Consider the following 16,799-nt stretch of genomic DNA (forward strand, 5'->3'; position numbering starts at 1 on the left):
GGTCACCGGAGACCTCCCCCGGCCAGGAGCGCCCGAGGGCGGGGTCGGAATACGATGACGCGATGACCGCGAAACCGCCCTCCACCGCGCGCAGGCGCGTCCCCTACTCCGGCCTCTGGCTCGATGGGTTCAGCCTGACGGCCGTTGCCAGCGGGGCGCTGCTCGCGGGGGGACAGGGCTGGCACAAGGACGGCGGTGGCTCCACGCCCCGGACCTCCGCGGGCGCGGCGTTCTGGGACACCTCGCGGGAGGAGTGGCTGGAAGTGCCCGGGCTGCCCGAACCCCGGCAGGACCACGCCGCGGTGGCGCTGCCGGGCGGCCGCGTGCTGCTCATCGGCGGGAGGGACAACCCGCGCCCGGAGCTGGACAGCACCCTCTTCTGGGAGCCGGACACCCGACGCTTCGTTCCGGGGCCGACGCTGCTGGCGGCGCGCTCGAACCCCGTCGCGCACGTGCTGCCGGACGGCACCGTGGTGGTGCTGGGCTCGGACCACGACCATGACCTGGAGCGGGGAACGCGCGCGGAGCTGCTGCGCCCCGGCGCCACGGCGTGGGAGCCCGCGGGCCAGACGGTTCGCATCTTCCACACCGGCCCCGTGTGCGTGAGCGGCGAGCGAATCATCATCGCCGGTGGACGCGACAACGGCTTCGGCTTCGCCATCATCGAAGGCCAGCATCTGGCGCCCCCACTCAACCTGAGCACCGAGGTCTGGGAGCCCTCGGGCCGGACATGGAGGACCGCGCCCCATCCGCTCACCGAGGAGCGGGACGATGCCGCCGGCGTCACCTTGTCCGACGGACGCATCCTCGTCGTGGGCGGCTGGAACCACGGCACCGTGCTCATGAGCGCCGAACTCTTCGACCCGCGCACCGAGCAGTGGACCGCGACGGGCGCGCTCGGCCTCGCCCGCTCCAGCTTCACGCTCACCGCGCTCGCGGACGGACGGGCCGCGGTGTCCGGTGGGCTGCGCTCGGACCCCTACGGTGAAGCCACCGACGTGGAGGTGTGGAGTCCGGACACCGGGCGATGGAGCCCCGGGATGCCGCTCGCCGTCGGCCGCGCCGGGCACCTGGTCGTCCCGCTGGGCGACGGCGCGTACCTGGTCGCGGGCACCACGCGCGTGGCGCCCGATGGCTCGCTGGAGACGACCTCCGAGGTCTGGCGGCCCTGAAGGCCGTCCCTCTTTCCCTCAGCACACACCCCGACGGAGACAGCATGGACAACCCGGAGCTGGCTCGCATCCCTGGCGTCAACCCCCACGTGCCCGACGCCGCCCGCATCTACGACTACACCCTGGGAGGCACCCACCATTTCGAGGTGGACCGCCAGGCCGCGGAGTTCATGTTCTCGATGGTGCCCTCCACCCGGAAGTGGCTGCGCATGCTGCGCGGCTGTCTGCGCACCGCCGCGCTGCGCCTGTCCTCGGACGGCTTCCGGCACTGGGTGGACTTCGCGTCCGGCCTGCCCACGAGCGACCACGTCCACTCCGTGCTGCCCAAGGCCAAGGTGCTCTACAGCGACATCAACCCGCTCACCATCGCCACCGGCAAACACCTGCTCGGGGACAATCCGAACACGCGCTACCTGGAATGCGACATCCGCTCCGCGGGCGACTACCTGAAACGCCCGGACGTGCAGGCCTTCCTCGACGGAGAGCGGCGCGTGGCCTTCGGCGCCAATGGCATCACCGTGTTCCTCTCCTCGGAGGAGAACCGGAAGTTCTTCAAGGATTTGTATGACTGGGCCGCGCCCGGCTCGAAGCTCTTCGCGACCTTCGAGACGAAGGCCCCGGGATTGAGCACGCCGAAGTGGGAGCAGTTCGTCGGCATGTTCCAGAAGATGGGCGAGTCCTTCCAGCTCTACTCGCTGCGCGAGTACCTGGACCTGTGCGGCCCGTGGACGCCCGGCCCCGGCGGGGTGATGACGGTGCGGGAGTTCCTGGGCCTGCCGCTGAACCACATCACCGAGGAGGACCGCGAGGGCGTCGGCATCGAGTTCTACGCGGTCATCCTCGAGAAGCGCTGAAGCCCGCGCGACGCTTGGGGAGAGCAGGCCGGCGGGCGAGCCCTCTCCCGAGGTGTCGCCCTCCAGGAGACCGACACGGCCATCGCCCGGCTCCTGGCGGATCGAACACCCGAAACCCCGCAGTGCCGTCTGCCTCACCACCGCTGAGTGCCTACCGTGTCGAGCAGGCAACGCAACGACTCGCGACAGGTGAGGAGGAATCATGTTCCGGAACAGAAGACGTCAGGTGCTGACGGGTGTGGTGTTGGGGACGGCCCTGGTGCTCGGCGGATGCAGCTCATCGCGCTCCGCGAGCAAACAGCAGGTCGACGAGTCCTGGATGGCGCGGGTGCCCGAGTCGCAGCTCGGCGACGTGCGCAACGCCCAGGCGGAGCGCCTCAAGGCCCAGGACGAGGTGAAGCGCGCGGAGGTCGCCGTGAAGGACGCGGAGCGCGCGGCCCAGGTCGCCGAGCGCAATGAAGAGGCCGCCAGGCTCTCCACGGATGCGAACAAGACGGCCGTCGAGGCCGCGCAGGCGACCGGCCGGGCCTCCAACATCTCGCAAGCCCAGTCCGAGCTGAAGACCACGGAGACGAAGCAGGCGGCCGCTCACGCCCAGCTCCTGTGGCGTCAGCGCGCCATCGATACGCAGAAGGCTCGCAAGGACCTGCGTCAGCGCGAGCTGGAGCTGGCCGACGCGCGCCTGCGTCAGGCCGAGCTGGTGGCGCTGCGCAACAGCGATGACGTGCGCGCCAAGGAGCTGTCGGAGGCCGAGTTCACCAGCGCGGTGGCCAACGCCCAGCGCAACACGGAGGAGGCGCAGCGCCAGGTGGACGAGCGCCTTCGCGTGGAGCGCCAGGCCCGGAGCGACTGGGAGAAGCTGAACGGCGAGGCACGGGGTTACGGCGGCAGCGGCCCGTCCGACGGCGAGTGACGCGGGACGGAGTCCTTCCGGCCGGCCGCCGCTACCTGGGCGGCGGCCGGAAGACGTACTGGAAGACGGGCTCGTCCTGGCCGGGTGGGTACTGCGCGTCCAGGAACGCGAAGTACGCGTGGCCCGCGATGAAGGGGTCCCCCAGGCTGTCGTAGAGCACGCTCACCTGCGTGGCCTTCCCGGACGCGTCCACCTGGACGCCGAGCTTGAGGTTGCCCTTGAGCTCCGGCAGCTCCTTGAGGCGCTCCATGTAGAGCGCCACCAGGCCCAATGACACCCGGTTGTAGATTTTGTCCGACGCGCCCCTGGCCGGCGTCGCGGGCAGGCGGAAGCGCCGCACCAGGTCCGCCGTCTCTCCTTCCGCCTCCGGCACCTTCCGCTCCGGGGCCGCCAGCGCCGCGCGGTAGGACACCAGCGCGTCCTTCCAGCGCTCCTGCTTCATGCACAGCCGGGCCCGGCGCACGTGGATGTCGGAGCGCTCCGGCGCCCGCTCGGACGCCTTCACCAGGAAGCCCTCGCTGGCGGCGGCATCCCCGCGTGCCTCGGTCAGCTCCGCCAGTCGCAAGTGCGGCTGCGCGTCCTTCAGCTCCACGTCGATGAGACGGACCAGGGCCTTCTCCTCGTCCGCGGGCCGCGACAGCTCCGCGTAGACACGGGCGAGCAGCGACAGGGCCCCGGGCTCCGCGCCCCCCAGCTCCACGTACCGCTCCAGCGAGCGCGCGGCCTTGTCCTTCTCGGACGCGGCGAACCACAGGTCCGCCTGGAGCCGGTGGGCCTCCCTGTCCGCGGGCTTGAGGGCGACCAGCTTCTCTCCCGCCGACGCCGCCGCGCGCACGTCCTTGGCCGCCTGGGCCAGCGAGGCCAGCTTGCGCAGCGCCTCGGGTTGCTCCGGCCACGCGTCCACGGAGCGCGACAGCTCCGCGCGCGCCTCCGCCTCCCGACCGGGCTTCGCCGCCAGCAGCAACCCCAGCGCGGTGCGCACCTGGGGCGCGTCCAGCCTGGACAGCGACTCGCGCAGGCGCGCCTCCGCCTCCGCGGGCTTGCCCTCCGCCTGGAGCAGCAGCGCCTCGCCCCACAGCGCGGGCGCGAAATCGGGCGACGTCCGCTTCGCGGCGGCCAGCGGTCCTCTCGCCTCCGACAAGAGGCCCCAGCGGATGTAGATGAGCCCCATGCCCAGGTGCGGCCAGGGGTTCTCCGGCTCCAGCGTGGCCAGGGCCTTCAGCTCGTTCCAGCAGGTGTCCGCCGGGAAGGTGAGCCATGCCCGGTAGACGCGCGGCATGAGGTCCCGAGGCCGGGTCCGCCCCTGCTCTTCCAAATCACTGTCGAGCACGCGCAGCGTCCCGCGCACCCGGGCCGTCTCCACCTTGCGCAGCATGCCCATGACCTCGTCGGCTGCGGGCTGGGTGCTCTTTCCACTGGCCGCGCTGGCCGGAGCGGCCAGGACCAGGGACAGCAGCAGCAACACGCGCGGCGGGAGCAGGGACATCATGGAGTCGCGCGGAAGATACCAGACGCCCACTCGTCCGCCTTCGCGGTCTTCCAGACCCCAGGGCCACGCCCGTTCCCAGGGGGACCAGTGGACCTGCCGGGCTCCAGCGCGTGGGCCTCACGCTTCGCCCCCACCGCGCGCCGGGTTTCACACCCTGGCGCGCGGCGGCAAGGCCCGAGCCGCCCCTGGCGCACGGGCCAGGAGCGACTCGTCACGACAGACGACTCAGCCGATCTCCACCTTGCAGGTGGAGCTGCAGCCGTCGTTGCTGTTGGTGTTGCCGTCGTCGCACTCCTCGTTGCCCGGAGCCTCCGACTGCGTCTTGCCATCGCCGCAGCGCGGGCCGAGCACGCAGCCGGGCGCGCACTGGCCGTAGCCACCGGCGTTGACGATGTCGTCGCACTCCTCGCCCGTGTCCACCTCGCCGTTGCCGCACGTGGCGGCGCAGACGGTGCGCTTGGTCTCGAAGTTGTTGAGCGTCAGCCGGTAGGACGACGCCGACGTGTGGCGCTCGGCCTGGAACACCACGACTTCGTAGATGCCGCCCACCGTCAGACCGAGCGCGGCGGCCTGGGTCGACACCCGGACCTCGCCGTTCTCGGCGCCATGGACGCCGCCCAGGTCCAGCGCGAGCGTTCCGTTGATGAACACCCACACGTCGTCGTCACCCCGGAAGTTCAGCAGCTCGGTGCCCTTGTACTGGAACCAGTAGCGCACCTCGCTGGTGAAGCTGAAGTTCTGGCTCCGCTGGGGCTGCCCGTTGTCCAGGCGCAGGTTCTCCAGGCCTGCGGCCACCCAGCTATCCGGATGGTCGTTCAACGGGAAGAACCGCCCCTGGTCGAACTCGTACGAGCCATTGCCCTGGCGCACCATGTCCAGCGTGCCGACGACGGTCTTGTTGTAGCCAGGGGTGTCCGTGTACCACTGGTGGAAGGCCGCCGCGCCATGCGTGGTGCCGGAGGCGACGCCCGTCTTGGCGTACTCGGGCTTGCCACCCGGGTAGGACTTGCCCTCGAGCGTCGTGGCCAGCTTCGTCTTCACGATGCCCTTCTCGGCCCCGTTCCCGTTCTCGAAGTCGATGTGGCCACGCGGAGTCGCGCCCTGCGCCTGCAGGTCATACCCGCGGAAGTCGCGGAAGACGGCGGCGAGCGCGATGGTCGCGGGCGGCTCCGTCTGGATGACCTGGCACACGTAGCCCGACTCCAGCTTGCACGTGGACGAGCAGCCGTCGTTCGAGCGGGCGTTGCCGTCGTCACACTGCTCGGAGGTGTCGTTGGGCAGGATGATGCCGTCGCCGCAGGTGGCCTGGCACACGCCATTGGCGCAGCGCGGCTCGCGCTTGCACGTGGGCGAGCAGCCATCACCCATGTCCTTGTTGCCGTCGTCGCACTCCTCGGTGCCCTCGATGACGGTGTCACCGCACGTCGTCTTCGCGCAGGCCGCGCCGACCGTGGGGCACTTCCAGCCCTCCTCGAGCTTGCACGTGGGCGAGCAGCCGTCATTGGGCGTGACGTTGCCGTCCTCGCACTCCTCCTCGCCGACGCGGTAGCCGTCGTTGCACTTGGCGGCGTGGCACCGGCCGCCGACGGAGGGGCAGTTCCAGCCCGGCTCGATGGTGCACGTCTCGCTGCAACCGTCGTTGGACAGCACGTTGCGGTCATCACACTGCTCGGGGGTCTCCACCTTGCCGTTGCCGCAGCCGAACAGCTTGACGCAGGCCTGACCGGGGACCTCGCAGGACCAGCCCTCTTCGATGGTGCACGTCGCGGTGCAGCCGTCACCGCTCACCTTGTTGCTGTCGTCGCACGCCTCACCCGTCTCGCGGGTGCCGTTTCCGCAGGGGTCCGACGTACAGGGGCCGCCGTCACAGAGGACGCCGCCATCACCACCGTCGGGGAGGCCACCGCCACCGCCGTCGGGCTTGCCATCACTGCCACTGCCTCCGCAGGAGGATGCGATTATCGAGAAGAGAAGAGAGGCGAGTACGAGACTCGCGAGCCGCGTTCCAACAGGGGGGACGGTCGCCATGGACACCGATGCTGGAAGTGCACGCGGTGCGTGTCAACGCGGTTGCGCATCCACCATCCCGCACCACCCGTGAAAATGCGGGGATTGCGAAGATGTGAAGGAAGAGCGGACTGAATCACCTGTTTTCGTGTCTCAAACCCACATCCCCGTCCATGGCGCACGTGTCGGACCCGGACTCGGCCGCCCTGACCTGGATGCCAGGGGGCCTGTCTCAAGCGGTGTCTCAGCGCGCGGCGTTTCGGAGGTATTGGGCGTAGAAGCGGACGGCCTGCGCGTAGGCCGTCACCGCGATGCGCTCGTCCTTGCCGTGGATGCGCGGCAGGTCCTCGCGCTGAAGTAGCACGGGGAAGAAGCGGTAGACGTTGTCGCTCAAGCCCACGAAGTGCCGCGAGTCGGTGGCGGCCACGTTGAGGTACGGCGACACGAGGACCTCGGGGAACACCTGGCGCAGCGAGCGCTCCAGTTCGCGCCAGGATTCGGAAGTGGTGGGGGACACCGGCGAGGGCTCGCTCTGGAAGTCCAGCGTGCCCACCTCCACGCGCGCGTCATCCACGGTGGCCTTCACGTGCGCGAGCACGCTGTCGACGCTGTCGCCCGGGAGGATGCGGAAGTTCACCACCGCGCGAGCGCTCGGAGGCAGGACGTTGTCCTTCACGCCGCCCTGGAACACGGTGACGGCCGTCGTCGTGCGCACCGCCGCGTTGGTGGTGGGCCTGGCGGTGAGCTGGGAGACCACGAGCGGCTCGGTGAGCCAGAGGTTGGCGAAGAGCAGCCGCATGCCGAACGGCATCTCCGGCCCCACGCGGGTGAACAGCTCGCGGCTGCCACCCTGGAGCCGCGTGGACATGGGCGCGGCCTCCAGCCTCGACACGGCGGAAGCCAGCACGCCCACCGCGGTGCTCGGCGGCGGCATGGACGAGTGGCCGCCCTCCCCCTTCACCGTCAGCACCACGCTGACGAAGCCCTTCTCGGACGTGCCCACCAGCGCCACCGGCGCGCTCACGCCGGGCACCGTGCCGGACGTGATGACGCCGCCCTCGTCCAGCACGGACTCCAGCCGCACGCCGCGCTCCTGGAGCAGCTTCGCGATGACCACCGCGCCCGCCTGGCCGCCGACCTCTTCGTCCGCGCCGAACGCGAGCAGCACCGTGCGCCGGGGCTTCTCCCCCGCCGCCAGCAGCGCCTCCACCGCTTCCAGCTGGGCCAGCACGCTCCCCTTGTCGTCCAGCGCGCCGCGCCCCCAGACGAACCCGTCCGCCACCACGCCGTCGAACGGGGGATGGGCCCACGCCTCCTCCGTGCCGGGCGTCACGGGCACCACGTCCAGGTGCCCCAGCAGCATCATCGGCCGCAGGGAGGCGTCCGTGCCCCGCCACGTGTAGAGCACCGAGTGCGCCCCCACCGGCTCGCGCTTCAGCTCGGCATGGACGCGCGGGAAGTGCTCTCGCAGGTAGGAATGCAGGGCCTCGAACGCCGCGTCGTCCGCGGGAGTGCCCTCCGATGCGGCCACCGTCTTGAGTCGCAGCGCCCCCGACAGGCGCGAGGCCAGGGCCTCCGCGTCCACCGTCAGCGCCGTCGCCGGCTCCGGCACCACCTGCCGGGAGCGGAACGTCAGCGTCCGGACGACCAGCACCACGACGAGGAGACTGACCCCAAGGGCCACGGACAGGAGGAGTCGTTTCATGAGCGGGTGCGCCCAACCTAGCAAAGGAGCTACCGGGCGACCTGGGAACGTCCATTTCCCGGCCTTCGGTTTCTCAAGATATGAGACGAGGCCAAACCCTTGTCCTGGGGTAATCACATGCAGTATTGCTACACAATTCCAGCACAGGAAATGTCAGGCTTCCCCGTATAATCGGTAGCTTGGTCCATGAGGTGCGCAGGTGAAGACTCGACACGCAGCGCAGTGGCAGCTCGTCCTGGCGGTGGGAGTGGGGGCGCTGCTCGGGGGATGCGGCAAGAGTGACGAGGGCCCGGGCCTTCCGGCCGAGCCGTCCGCGGTGGAGGCACAGGCAGCGGACTCCCAGGCGCTGGTGACGTGGACGCCTCCGACGAGCGACGGGGGCCATCCGCTCCTGTACTACGTGGTGCGCTGCCAGCCCGCGTGCGGCGGCGCCATCGTCAGCGCGGGCGAGCGTCAGGCCACGGTGATGGGCCTCAACAATGGCTTCGAGTACCTGTTCAAGGTCTCCGCGGTGAATGCCCGGGGCGAGGGCATCTCCTCCGTCCCGTCCGTGCCGGTGATGCCGATGCCGGGCATGTCCATCAGCAACCCCACGGTGCCCGGGCAGCCGCGCTCCGTGCGGGCGACGGCGGGCAACGGGCAGGCCTACGTCAGCTGGCTGCAGCCTGCGAGCTACGGGGGCCGCGCGCTCACGAAGTACGTCATCACCGCCGAGCCTGGGGGCAGGTCCGTCACGGTGGACGCGCCGGCCGCGAGCGTGAGCATCCCGGACCTGACCAATGACAAGCCGCACGTGTTCACGGTGAGGGCCGTCAACGAGGTGGGCGAGGGCCCCACGGCGATGGCCGGCCCGGTGACGCCGCGCCCCGGTGGTGCGCCGGCGAGCTGGGTGTCGGGCTACTACGTGGGCTACCAGCGCGACATGCTGAAGCCGGCGGATGTGGATTTCAGCGGGCTGACCCACATCGTGGTGGGCCGCGTGCGCCCCCGGTACGACGGGACGCTCTTCACGGACTTCGACGTCACCGCCTACGAAGGGCCCATCATCGCCAAGGCGCTGTCGGCGGGGGCCCGGCTGGCGGGGAAGAAGTCCCTGCTGATGGTGGGCGGCTTCGGTGAGCACGACGGGTTCGTGCTGGCGTCCACGGGGGAGAGCCGCATCGTCTTCGTGAAGGAGCTCATCCGGGCGATGGAGGAGCTGGGCTACGACGGGCTGGACCTGGACTGGGAGCCCATCAACCTGCCGCCCGCGGGCAATGACGGAGAGCTGCTCATCGCGCTGATTGACGAGCTGCGCGCGGCGCGCCCGGACATCATCATCACCGTGCCGGTGAACTGGCTCAACTCCAACTTCGGGATGCCGGAGGTGGAGGAGAAGTTCATGGCCCGGCTCGCCGAGCGCGTCGACCAGCTCAACATCATGTCCTACAAGATGAGCGGCCACTGGGGCGGCTGGGAGAGCTGGCACTCCAGTCCCCTCAAGGACGAGGCCCCGAACCGCCCCACCTCCGTCGCCTACTCCGTGGAGGGCTACCTGAAGGCGGGCGTGCCGCGCGGCCGGCTGGGCGTGGGCATCGGGTTCTTCGGCACCTGCTGGCAGGGCGTGACGGAGCCTCGCACGCCGCTGGACGGCCGGCCCGACGTGCTCGAGGGCCAGAGCGACAACGCGATGAGCTACGCCAACATCATGAAGAACTACTTCCCGATGGCGGAGCGGCACTGGGACGAGAAGGCCGCCTCGCCCTACCTCTCCTCCCCTTCCGTGAATGGCCCGGGCCACTGCAACTACATCTCCTACGAGGATGGCCAGTCCGTCTTCGCCAAGGGCCAGTGGGCGCGCTCGCAGGGCCTGGGAGGCACCATCATCTGGACCATCAACCAGGGACACCGGGACGGGGAGCCCCAGGGCAAGCGGCACGAGCTGCTCATGGACGTGAAGCGCGCGTTCCTGGACCCCTGAAAAAGCTCCGGGGGCACGAAGCGGCGGATGGCCGTGCTTCGCGCCCCCGGGGGTGTCACCGGACGAAGTCGCTCAGGGCTGCGACTTCGTCTGCGCGGCGGCGGGCACCGGGAAGCCGCGCTTGCGCATCAGCGCGTTGATGCCGGCGTCGCGCCCGCGGAAGGCGCGGTAGCCCTCCGCCGGGTCCACGGTGTTGCCCACGGCGAAGACGCTCTTGCGCAGCTTCTCCGCCACCGCCTTGTCGTAGGCGCCCTTGCCCTCGGTGAAGCCCTCGAAGGCGTCCGCCGTCAGCGTGTCGGACCACAGGTAGCTGTAGTAGCCCGCCGAGTAGCCGTCGCTCGCGAAGACGTGGCCGAACTGCGGCGTGCGGTGGCGCATGACGATTTCCTTGGGCATGCCCAGCGCCTTGAGCGTGTCGCGCTCGAAGGCATCCGCGTCGATGTTCACGTCGCCCGCCAGGTGCAGCTTCATGTCCACCAGCGCGGAGGACAGGTACTCCACCGTGCCGAAGCCCTGGTTGAACGTCGCGGCCTTTTCGATGCGCGCCACCAGCGCCTGGGGGATGGGCTTGCCCGTCTGGTGGTGCAGCGCGAAGGTGTTGAGGACCTCGGGCGTGGCCAGCCAGTGCTCCAGGAGCTGCGAGGGGAACTCCACGTAGTCGCGCGCCACGCTGGTGCCGGCCAGCGACGGATAGGTGACGGACGAGCTGAGGCCGTGCAGCGCGTGGCCGAACTCGTGGAACAGCGTGCTCGCGTCCTCCCAGGAGATGAGCACCGCCTCGCCGGGCGTGCCCTTCACGAAGTTGGAGTTGTTGGAGACGATGGTCGTCACCTCGCCCCGGAACCGCTCCTGGTTGCGGTACGCGTTCATCCACGCGCCGGAGCGCTTGCCCGGGCGCGCGTACGGGTCGAAGTACCACAGGCCCACGTGACGGCCGGTGGCCTGGTCCTTCACCTCCCAGACGCGGACATCCGGGTGGTAGACGGGCACGTCCGTCACTGGCGTGAAGGCGAAGCCGAGCAGCTCACCGGCCACCCAGAACATGCCCTCGCGCAGCTTCTCCAACTGGAGGTAGGGCTTCACCTCGTTCTGGTCCAGGTCGTACTTCGCCTTGCGGACCTTCTCCGCGTAGAAGCGGTAGTCCCAGGGCTCAATCTTCAGCTTCGCGCGCTCCTTGTCGGCCACCTTCTGCATGTCGGCGACCTCCTCGCGGACACGGGCCACGGCGGGCTTCCACACCGCCTCCATCAGCTCCATGGCGCGCTCGGGCGTGCGGGCCATGGCGTTCTCCAGGCGCCAGTGCGCGTGCGTGGCGTAGCCCAGGAGCTTCGCGCGCTCGGCGCGCAGCTTGAGGACCTCCGAGATGATGGCGTTGTTGTCGCGCGCGTCTCCGTTGTCGCCCCGGTTGACGTAGTTGCGCCAGACCTTCTCGCGCAAGTCACGGCGCGACGAGTAGGTCAGGAACGGCTCCATGGAGGAGCGCGTGTTGGTGATGATCCACTTGCCCTTCTGGCCCCGCGCCTCGGCCGCGGCGGCGGCTCCCGCGCGCACGGAGTCGGGCAGGCCCGCCAGGTCCGCCTCGGACTCCAGGACGACGGTGTAGCCCTCCTCGTCGCCGAGCACGTGCTGGCTGAAGGACGTGTAGAGCGACGCGAGGCGCTGGTTGATGGCGCCCAGCCGCGTCTTCGCCGCCGCGTCCAGCTTCGCGCCGGAGCGCACGAAGCGCGTGTAGTGCAGCCACGCCAGCCGCTGCTGCTCGGGCGACAGCTTCGCCTTGTCGGGGGACTGGTAGACGGCCTCGATGCGCCGGAAGAGGCCCTCGTTCTGGGTGACCTCGTCCTCGAAGGCGGCGAAGCGGGGCGCCATCTCCCGCTCCACGGCCTGGAACTCCGGGCTGCTCAGGGACGAGCCCCAGATGCCGTAGAGCGTCTCCACGTTCGCGTACGTCCGGCCCGCGTTCTCCAGCGCGGCCAGCGTGTTCTCGAAGTCGGGCGCGGCGGGGTTGCTCGCGATGGCCGCCAGCTCCCGGCGGTACTCGTCCATCGCCGCCGATATCGCGGGCTTGAAGTCGTCCACCTTCACCTGGGCGAAGGGAGGCACGCCGCCGTGCGGGCCGGACCACTTCGCCAGCAGGGGAATCTGGGGGGCCACCGGCGCGACGGCCTCGCTCGGAGCGGCCGGAGCGGCGACTTCGGGGCGAGGCTCCGGGGACGTCGTCGCACAGCCGGAGGAGACGAGCGCGGCCACGCCCGCGCTGGCGAAGAAGAGGTTGCGCATGAAAAGTGTTTCTCCCGACGAAAAGGGGTGTGCACCAAAGCACGGAATCGGGGCGCCCAACACGTTCAGGGGGCGGACTCTTCCCGGCCGCGGACACACGCCCCGCCGTCCGGGTGAGCGCCCCCTTGAAGCGGGCTAGAGCATCCGTCGACGCGGTCCGGGCGACTCACGCCCCCCTTCGTCGGCGGGAGCGCCCCATGTGGAACGTGACAGGAAGACGCCAGTCCAGGGCGAGGACGTCGCTGCCAGCACTGGTCGCCCTCCTGCTCGTCGCCGCCCCCGCCTTCGGGTCGGATTGGAGATGGGAGTTCAGCGCCCCCACCCCCTTCTTCCTGGACCGCAGCTACGTCTTCGGCTCACCCAGCCACATCCGCCGCGTGGGAGACCCGTATTCACCCGCGCCGCTGCTGTTCGAGGCGCAGGTCGCCCCCAATCTCTTCTTTCCCCAGCTCCACGCGGGTCACTTCCGGAAGAAGACGGGCGAGTGGTTCCTGTCGGCGGTGCTCACGCCGTCCATCCATCTTCGGCTGCTCAACACGCCCAGCGCTCCCGTCATCCCGCCGTCCTACATCCCCAAGGCCACGTTCCAGGTGGCGCACCTGCGCATGCTGCCGGGCCCGAAGGAGAACGCCCGCGCGCGGCGGGGCCTGATGCTCGCGGCCAACCTCATCGTGGGCCACTACTCGAATGGCCAGGACGGGTGCTACTTCTCGAATCAGATGAGGGTGAACGGCGCCTGCTCGCCCCCGCCCGAGCAAGGAGAGCTCCCGCTCAACGAGCTGACCGGCAGCTTCTCCACCAACTTCCTGCGCGGAGAGCTGCACGCACTGGGCGCCCTGGCGGCGGATCAGGAACTGGACAGCGCCTGGCTCGTGGGCGGCGGCAGCTTCCTGGAGCTGAACACGGCCGTCGGTCCCGGCGGCATCGCCGACTACCAGCGCAACGTCTACGGCGACGGGAACTGGGGGGTGAGCGTGCTGGGCGAGCGCCTCTGGAATCAGCACCGGTTCCAGTTGGAGATCGCCGTGTCAGCCCCCTTCGGAGAGACGCCCCACCGAGGGGCCACGGTGAGCGCCGAGGCCACCGCGCTGCCGTACTGGGGCGCGGGCTTCGGCGTCTTCGCGCGCTACATCCACGGCCAGGACTACTACAACATCCTCTTCCTGGAGCGGGTGAATCTCTGGCAGTTCGGGCTGGTGTTCGAGCTGTCCCCAGGCGCCCGCCTGAAGGTCGATGACGACGAGTCGGACGAGGACAAGCGGCGCCCCCCGGGCTTCCGCTGAGGAACCGGGCACGAGTGTGTCATCCTCCCGCCGCCCATGAACGCACCGAGCACGCTGAAGGACCGCATCCAGAACGCCGGCCTGCTGGCCAAGGTCGTCCCCGTCGAGGAGGCGGTGAAGCACGTCACCGATGGCTGCACGGTGGCCATCAGCGGCTTCACCAAGTCGGGGGAGCCCAAGACGTTCTTCCCCGCGCTGGCCTCGCACCTGGCACGGACGGCGCCCCAGACGCGCATCACCCTCTTGTCGGGCGCCTCGCTCTCCGAGGACGTGGAGGGGCCCATGGCGCCCTTCATCCGCAAGCGCGGGCCCTACATGTCCTCGTCGGCGTCGCGCCGTCGCATCCACGCGGGGGAGATGGACTTCACGGACGTCCACCTGTCCGCCTTCGCGCGCAACCTGATGTACGGCTTCTACGGCGACATCGACGTGGCGGTGGTGGAGGTGTCGCGCATCCGGCCCAACGGCAGCGTCATCCTCGGCTCGTCGGTGGGCGTCAGCGCGGAGGCGCTCGCGAAGGCGAAGAAGATCATCCTCGAGGTGAACACCTCCGTGCCGGACTACACGGGGTTCCACGACATCGTCCTGCCCACGGTGCACCCGCACGTGGGCTGGCCGCTGCCCCTGCTCAACGTGAGGGACCGCATCGGCAATCCCTACGTGGAGATTGACGCGAGCAAGGTGGTGGCGGTGGTGGAGTCGCGGACGCCGGACCACCCGGTGCCCTTCAAGGCGGCGAACGCGACGGACAAGCGGATTGCACAGAACGTGGTGGAGTTCCTGCTGCGCTGCCGTGAGCAGTTCCAGTGGGGCAAGCGCATGCCGCCCATCCAGTCCGGCGTGGGCAACGTGGCCAACGCCATCATCGGCGAGCTGTACGCGTCACCCTTCCAGAAGATTCGATTCTGGACCGAGGTCTTCCAGGACGGAATGCTGCGCTACGTGGAGGACGACGCGAAGTTCGAGTACGCGTCCGCCACGGCGGTGTCCTTCTCGGCCGAGGGGCGCGCGAAGTTCCAGCAGATGTTCGAGCGGTGTCGGGAGCGGCTGGTGTTGCGGCCGATGTGGCTGTCGAACAGCCCCGAAATCATCTCCCGCCTCTTCGTCATCGCGATGAACACGCCCATCGAGGTGGACATCTACGGGCACGTCAACTCGACGCACATCGACGGCTCGCGCATCGTCAACGGGCTGGGCGGCTCCGGGGACTTCTTCCGCAATGCGTACCTGAGCATCGTGCACACGCCCTCCGTGCGGAAGCTGAAGGACGGCCGGACGGTGAGCTGCGTGATGCCGTACGTGCGGCACATCGACCACACGGAGCACGACATCAAGTGCGTCGTCACCGAGCATGGCTACGCGCTCAACATGGACATCCGCTCGCCGAGGCGGCGGGCCATGGACATCATCGACCAGTGCGCGCATCCGCACTTCAGGCCGCTCCTGCACGCATATCTGGAGATGGCGGGACCGGGCGACGAGCCCCAGACCTCGGACATGAAGGTGCTGGATGCGTGGTGGCGTGACTACGACGCCCTCTGCCGTGATTTCCCGGGGGAGTCCGAGGCGGAATGACGAAGCGGGACGACCCAAGGCCTCGTCCACTGGAGCGGCCGGAGGACGGTGAGCGCAATGGACGCGAGCCGTGTCCTCCCGACGTCGCGGAGAAGCTTCGCGAGCTGGACCGGCTGCGCAGGAGTGGCCGGTACGCGACGGCGCTCGCGTTGGCCCGCTCGCTCGCGGAGGCGAATCCGAAGCTGGGGCGTGTGCTGCTGGAGCTGGCGATGACGCTCGGCATCTGGGGGAGCGCGCCCGCCGAGGCCCTTCCCTGGTTCGAGCGCGTCCTGGAGCTGGCGCCTGGACACCGGACGACCCGCCTGCACCGGGCGCTGTGCCTCGCCCGGCTCGGTCGCCATGTCGAGGCCGTCGCGGACTTCGATGCGCTGGTGGACGGCGGCTATCGCAAGGCGCTCGTGCTGCACATGAAGCGCGCCGAGTCCCTGGAGGCGCTGGGCCGAGACACCCAGGCCGAGCAGGACTGGACGCTCGCGCTCGCGGAGGACCCGGACAACCCCTGGCTGATCCAGCAGCGGGCCACCAGTCGCGCCCGCCTGGGGAGGCTCGCAGAGGCCATCCAGGACCTCACGGCCGCGCTCTCCCTGCAACAGGGAGAGGGCATCGACCCCGAGCTGCTTCACGAGCGCGGCGTGCTGCGCGCACGGCTCGGCGATGTCGACGGCGCGCGCACGGACTTCCAGGCGGGGCTGTCCGCCTTGCGCCGGGGAGACCCGGACACGCTGCCAGCCGCGCTGCGTTCGGCGCTCGACGCGCTCTGAATCCAAGCCATCTCAAGGTGTCGAAGGGAGTGCCATGGACAACCGTCTTCGTGTTTGTCCATGCGACCCGTGGAGTTCAACCGCTCCACGGCGTCGAGCTGGAACCATTCGTTCCCGAGAGAGGATGGAAGACGCTCTTCGGGGGCTTCGCCAAGGGGGTGACCGAGAAAAACATCTTCTCGGGGCGGAAGCGACTGGGAAACCCGAGCAAGGCCTGCGGAATCCTGTCGACTGGCAATGAGCAACTGTTTGCGGTGGATTGCAACGGCAGCTACGCCACCCTCTTCATGCAGACGTCGTAGGGCTCCTGACGGCCCCGGCAGCGGCTCCGGCTCCAGGCAAACCAAAGTCTTTCACATACCCTGGATCGAGTTCGCCCACCTGCAACCGCGCAAGGAGTTGTGGCATGCTGCTCATGCAACAGCCACATGGAGCGCCTCATCCCTCTGGAGGAGCAATGCGTTCATTGTTGATGCTGGGTCTTACCGTTCTCGGATTTCAGTTCGGCTGCGGAGCTGGCGAAGCCGACCCAGGGACGCCGTCCGATTTGACATCGCGCGAAGACACATTGCTTCGCTGTACGGCCGATTATTCTATCACTTATTACAGCGACGCCACCTACACCACGGTGGTCGGCTACGAGCAGTGCGTTTGCGACAGAACACCTACGCGTACTGGCATCAGAACCCCCTACCAGATCCAAGACTGGTATGAAGAGTGCTTCTGACGCGCGGCAACAACCCCAAAAATCCAGACAGATGCCACTTGCGCTCCCCTGAGCGGCGCCAGCGCACCCAGTAGCT

12 protein-coding genes are annotated in these 16,799 nt (G+C 69.3%); 8 read left to right on the forward strand and 4 right to left on the reverse strand.

All coding sequences use genetic code 11. From position 1 onward, the window contains the following. The 3 genes from HUW62_RS10045 to HUW62_RS10055 form a co-directional block, all read left to right on the forward strand. A partial coding sequence (locus tag HUW62_RS10045; RefSeq protein ID WP_368670378.1) for a Kelch repeat-containing protein occupies positions 1-1,172 on the forward strand: 1,172 nt, incomplete at its 5' end. Positions 1,173-1,216: 44 nt separating this feature from the next. Next, the gene (locus HUW62_RS10050) at positions 1,217-2,026 is read left to right on the forward strand and encodes an SAM-dependent methyltransferase (RefSeq protein WP_176434286.1); all 810 of its coding nucleotides are present in this window, start codon (positions 1,217-1,219) and stop codon (positions 2,024-2,026) included. A 202-nt stretch (positions 2,027-2,228) separates the two neighbouring features. After that, complete coding sequence (locus HUW62_RS10055; RefSeq protein ID WP_176434287.1) at positions 2,229-2,939, forward strand: hypothetical protein; 711 nt, start codon at positions 2,229-2,231, stop codon at positions 2,937-2,939. A 31-nt stretch (positions 2,940-2,970) separates the two neighbouring features. Here HUW62_RS10055 and HUW62_RS10060 read toward each other — a convergent pair whose 3' ends face one another. The 3 genes from HUW62_RS10060 to HUW62_RS10070 all read right to left on the reverse strand — a co-directional run bounded on the left by HUW62_RS10060 (position 2,971) and on the right by HUW62_RS10070 (position 8,140). Then, positions 2,971-4,428 (reverse strand): hypothetical protein, encoded by a 1,458-nt coding sequence (locus tag HUW62_RS10060; RefSeq protein WP_176434288.1) that lies wholly within the window; start codon positions 4,426-4,428, stop codon positions 2,971-2,973. A 225-nt stretch (positions 4,429-4,653) separates the two neighbouring features. Then, the gene (locus HUW62_RS10065) at positions 4,654-6,456 is read right to left on the reverse strand and encodes a DUF4215 domain-containing protein (protein WP_176434289.1); all 1,803 of its coding nucleotides are present in this window, start codon (positions 6,454-6,456) and stop codon (positions 4,654-4,656) included. Positions 6,457-6,679: 223 nt separating this feature from the next. Continuing rightward, the gene (locus tag HUW62_RS10070; protein WP_176434290.1) at positions 6,680-8,140 is read right to left on the reverse strand and encodes a M20 family peptidase; all 1,461 of its coding nucleotides are present in this window, start codon (positions 8,138-8,140) and stop codon (positions 6,680-6,682) included. A 199-nt stretch (positions 8,141-8,339) separates the two neighbouring features. Between HUW62_RS10070 and HUW62_RS10075 the strand changes: the two genes are divergently transcribed. Continuing rightward, positions 8,340-10,100 (forward strand): glycosyl hydrolase family 18 protein, encoded by a 1,761-nt coding sequence (locus HUW62_RS10075; RefSeq protein ID WP_163870235.1) that lies wholly within the window; start codon positions 8,340-8,342, stop codon positions 10,098-10,100. Between the two features lie 72 nt (positions 10,101-10,172). Here the strand turns inward: HUW62_RS10075 and HUW62_RS10080 are convergent, their stop codons facing one another. Beyond that, positions 10,173-12,377 (reverse strand): M3 family metallopeptidase, encoded by a 2,205-nt coding sequence (locus HUW62_RS10080; protein WP_176434291.1) that lies wholly within the window; start codon positions 12,375-12,377, stop codon positions 10,173-10,175. 197 nt (positions 12,378-12,574) lie between these two features. Here HUW62_RS10080 and HUW62_RS10085 point away from each other — a divergent pair, with 197 nt between their 5' ends. The 4 genes from HUW62_RS10085 (at position 12,575) to HUW62_RS10100 (ending at position 16,723) form a co-directional block, all read left to right on the forward strand. Further along, positions 12,575-13,660, forward strand: a complete 1,086-nt coding sequence (locus tag HUW62_RS10085; protein ID WP_163870233.1) for a hypothetical protein — start codon at positions 12,575-12,577, stop codon at positions 13,658-13,660. Between the two features lie 36 nt (positions 13,661-13,696). Next, a complete protein-coding gene (locus HUW62_RS10090) occupies positions 13,697-15,235 on the forward strand; it encodes an acetyl-CoA hydrolase/transferase C-terminal domain-containing protein (protein ID WP_176434292.1) in 1,539 nt (512 codons plus the stop codon). Then, positions 15,232-15,996, forward strand: a complete 765-nt coding sequence (locus HUW62_RS10095; protein WP_176434293.1) for a tetratricopeptide repeat protein — start codon at positions 15,232-15,234, stop codon at positions 15,994-15,996. Before HUW62_RS10090 ends, HUW62_RS10095 begins: the two co-directional genes overlap by 4 nt. Before the next feature lie 406 nt (positions 15,997-16,402). Further along, positions 16,403-16,723 carry a hypothetical protein gene (locus HUW62_RS10100; protein WP_176434294.1) on the forward strand — a complete coding sequence of 107 codons (321 nt, stop codon included), beginning with the start codon at positions 16,403-16,405 and terminating at the stop codon, positions 16,721-16,723. Positions 16,724-16,799 lie beyond the last annotated feature (76 nt).

The sequence above is a fragment of the Myxococcus sp. AM011 genome, from assembly GCF_013372595.1.
Classification (GTDB): domain Bacteria; phylum Myxococcota; class Myxococcia; order Myxococcales; family Myxococcaceae; genus Myxococcus; species Myxococcus eversor.

Excerpts from the sequence above, each read along its gene's own strand:
- HUW62_RS10050 (WP_176434286.1), top strand. The coding sequence starts at position 1,217 with ATGGACAACCCGGAGCTGGCTCGCATCCCTGGCGTCAACCCCCACGTG.
- HUW62_RS10055 (WP_176434287.1), top strand. The coding sequence starts at position 2,229 with ATGTTCCGGAACAGAAGACGTCAGGTGCTGACGGGTGTGGTGTTGGGG.
- HUW62_RS10060 (WP_176434288.1), bottom strand. The coding sequence starts at position 4,428 with ATGATGTCCCTGCTCCCGCCGCGCGTGTTGCTGCTGCTGTCCCTGGTC.
- HUW62_RS10065 (WP_176434289.1), bottom strand. The coding sequence starts at position 6,456 with ATGGCGACCGTCCCCCCTGTTGGAACGCGGCTCGCGAGTCTCGTACTC.
- HUW62_RS10070 (WP_176434290.1), bottom strand. The coding sequence starts at position 8,140 with ATGAAACGACTCCTCCTGTCCGTGGCCCTTGGGGTCAGTCTCCTCGTC.
- HUW62_RS10080 (WP_176434291.1), bottom strand. The coding sequence starts at position 12,377 with ATGCGCAACCTCTTCTTCGCCAGCGCGGGCGTGGCCGCGCTCGTCTCC.
- HUW62_RS10085 (WP_163870233.1), top strand. The coding sequence starts at position 12,575 with ATGTGGAACGTGACAGGAAGACGCCAGTCCAGGGCGAGGACGTCGCTG.
- HUW62_RS10090 (WP_176434292.1), top strand. The coding sequence starts at position 13,697 with ATGAACGCACCGAGCACGCTGAAGGACCGCATCCAGAACGCCGGCCTG.
- HUW62_RS10095 (WP_176434293.1), top strand. The coding sequence starts at position 15,232 with ATGACGAAGCGGGACGACCCAAGGCCTCGTCCACTGGAGCGGCCGGAG.
- HUW62_RS10100 (WP_176434294.1), top strand. The coding sequence starts at position 16,403 with ATGCTGCTCATGCAACAGCCACATGGAGCGCCTCATCCCTCTGGAGGA.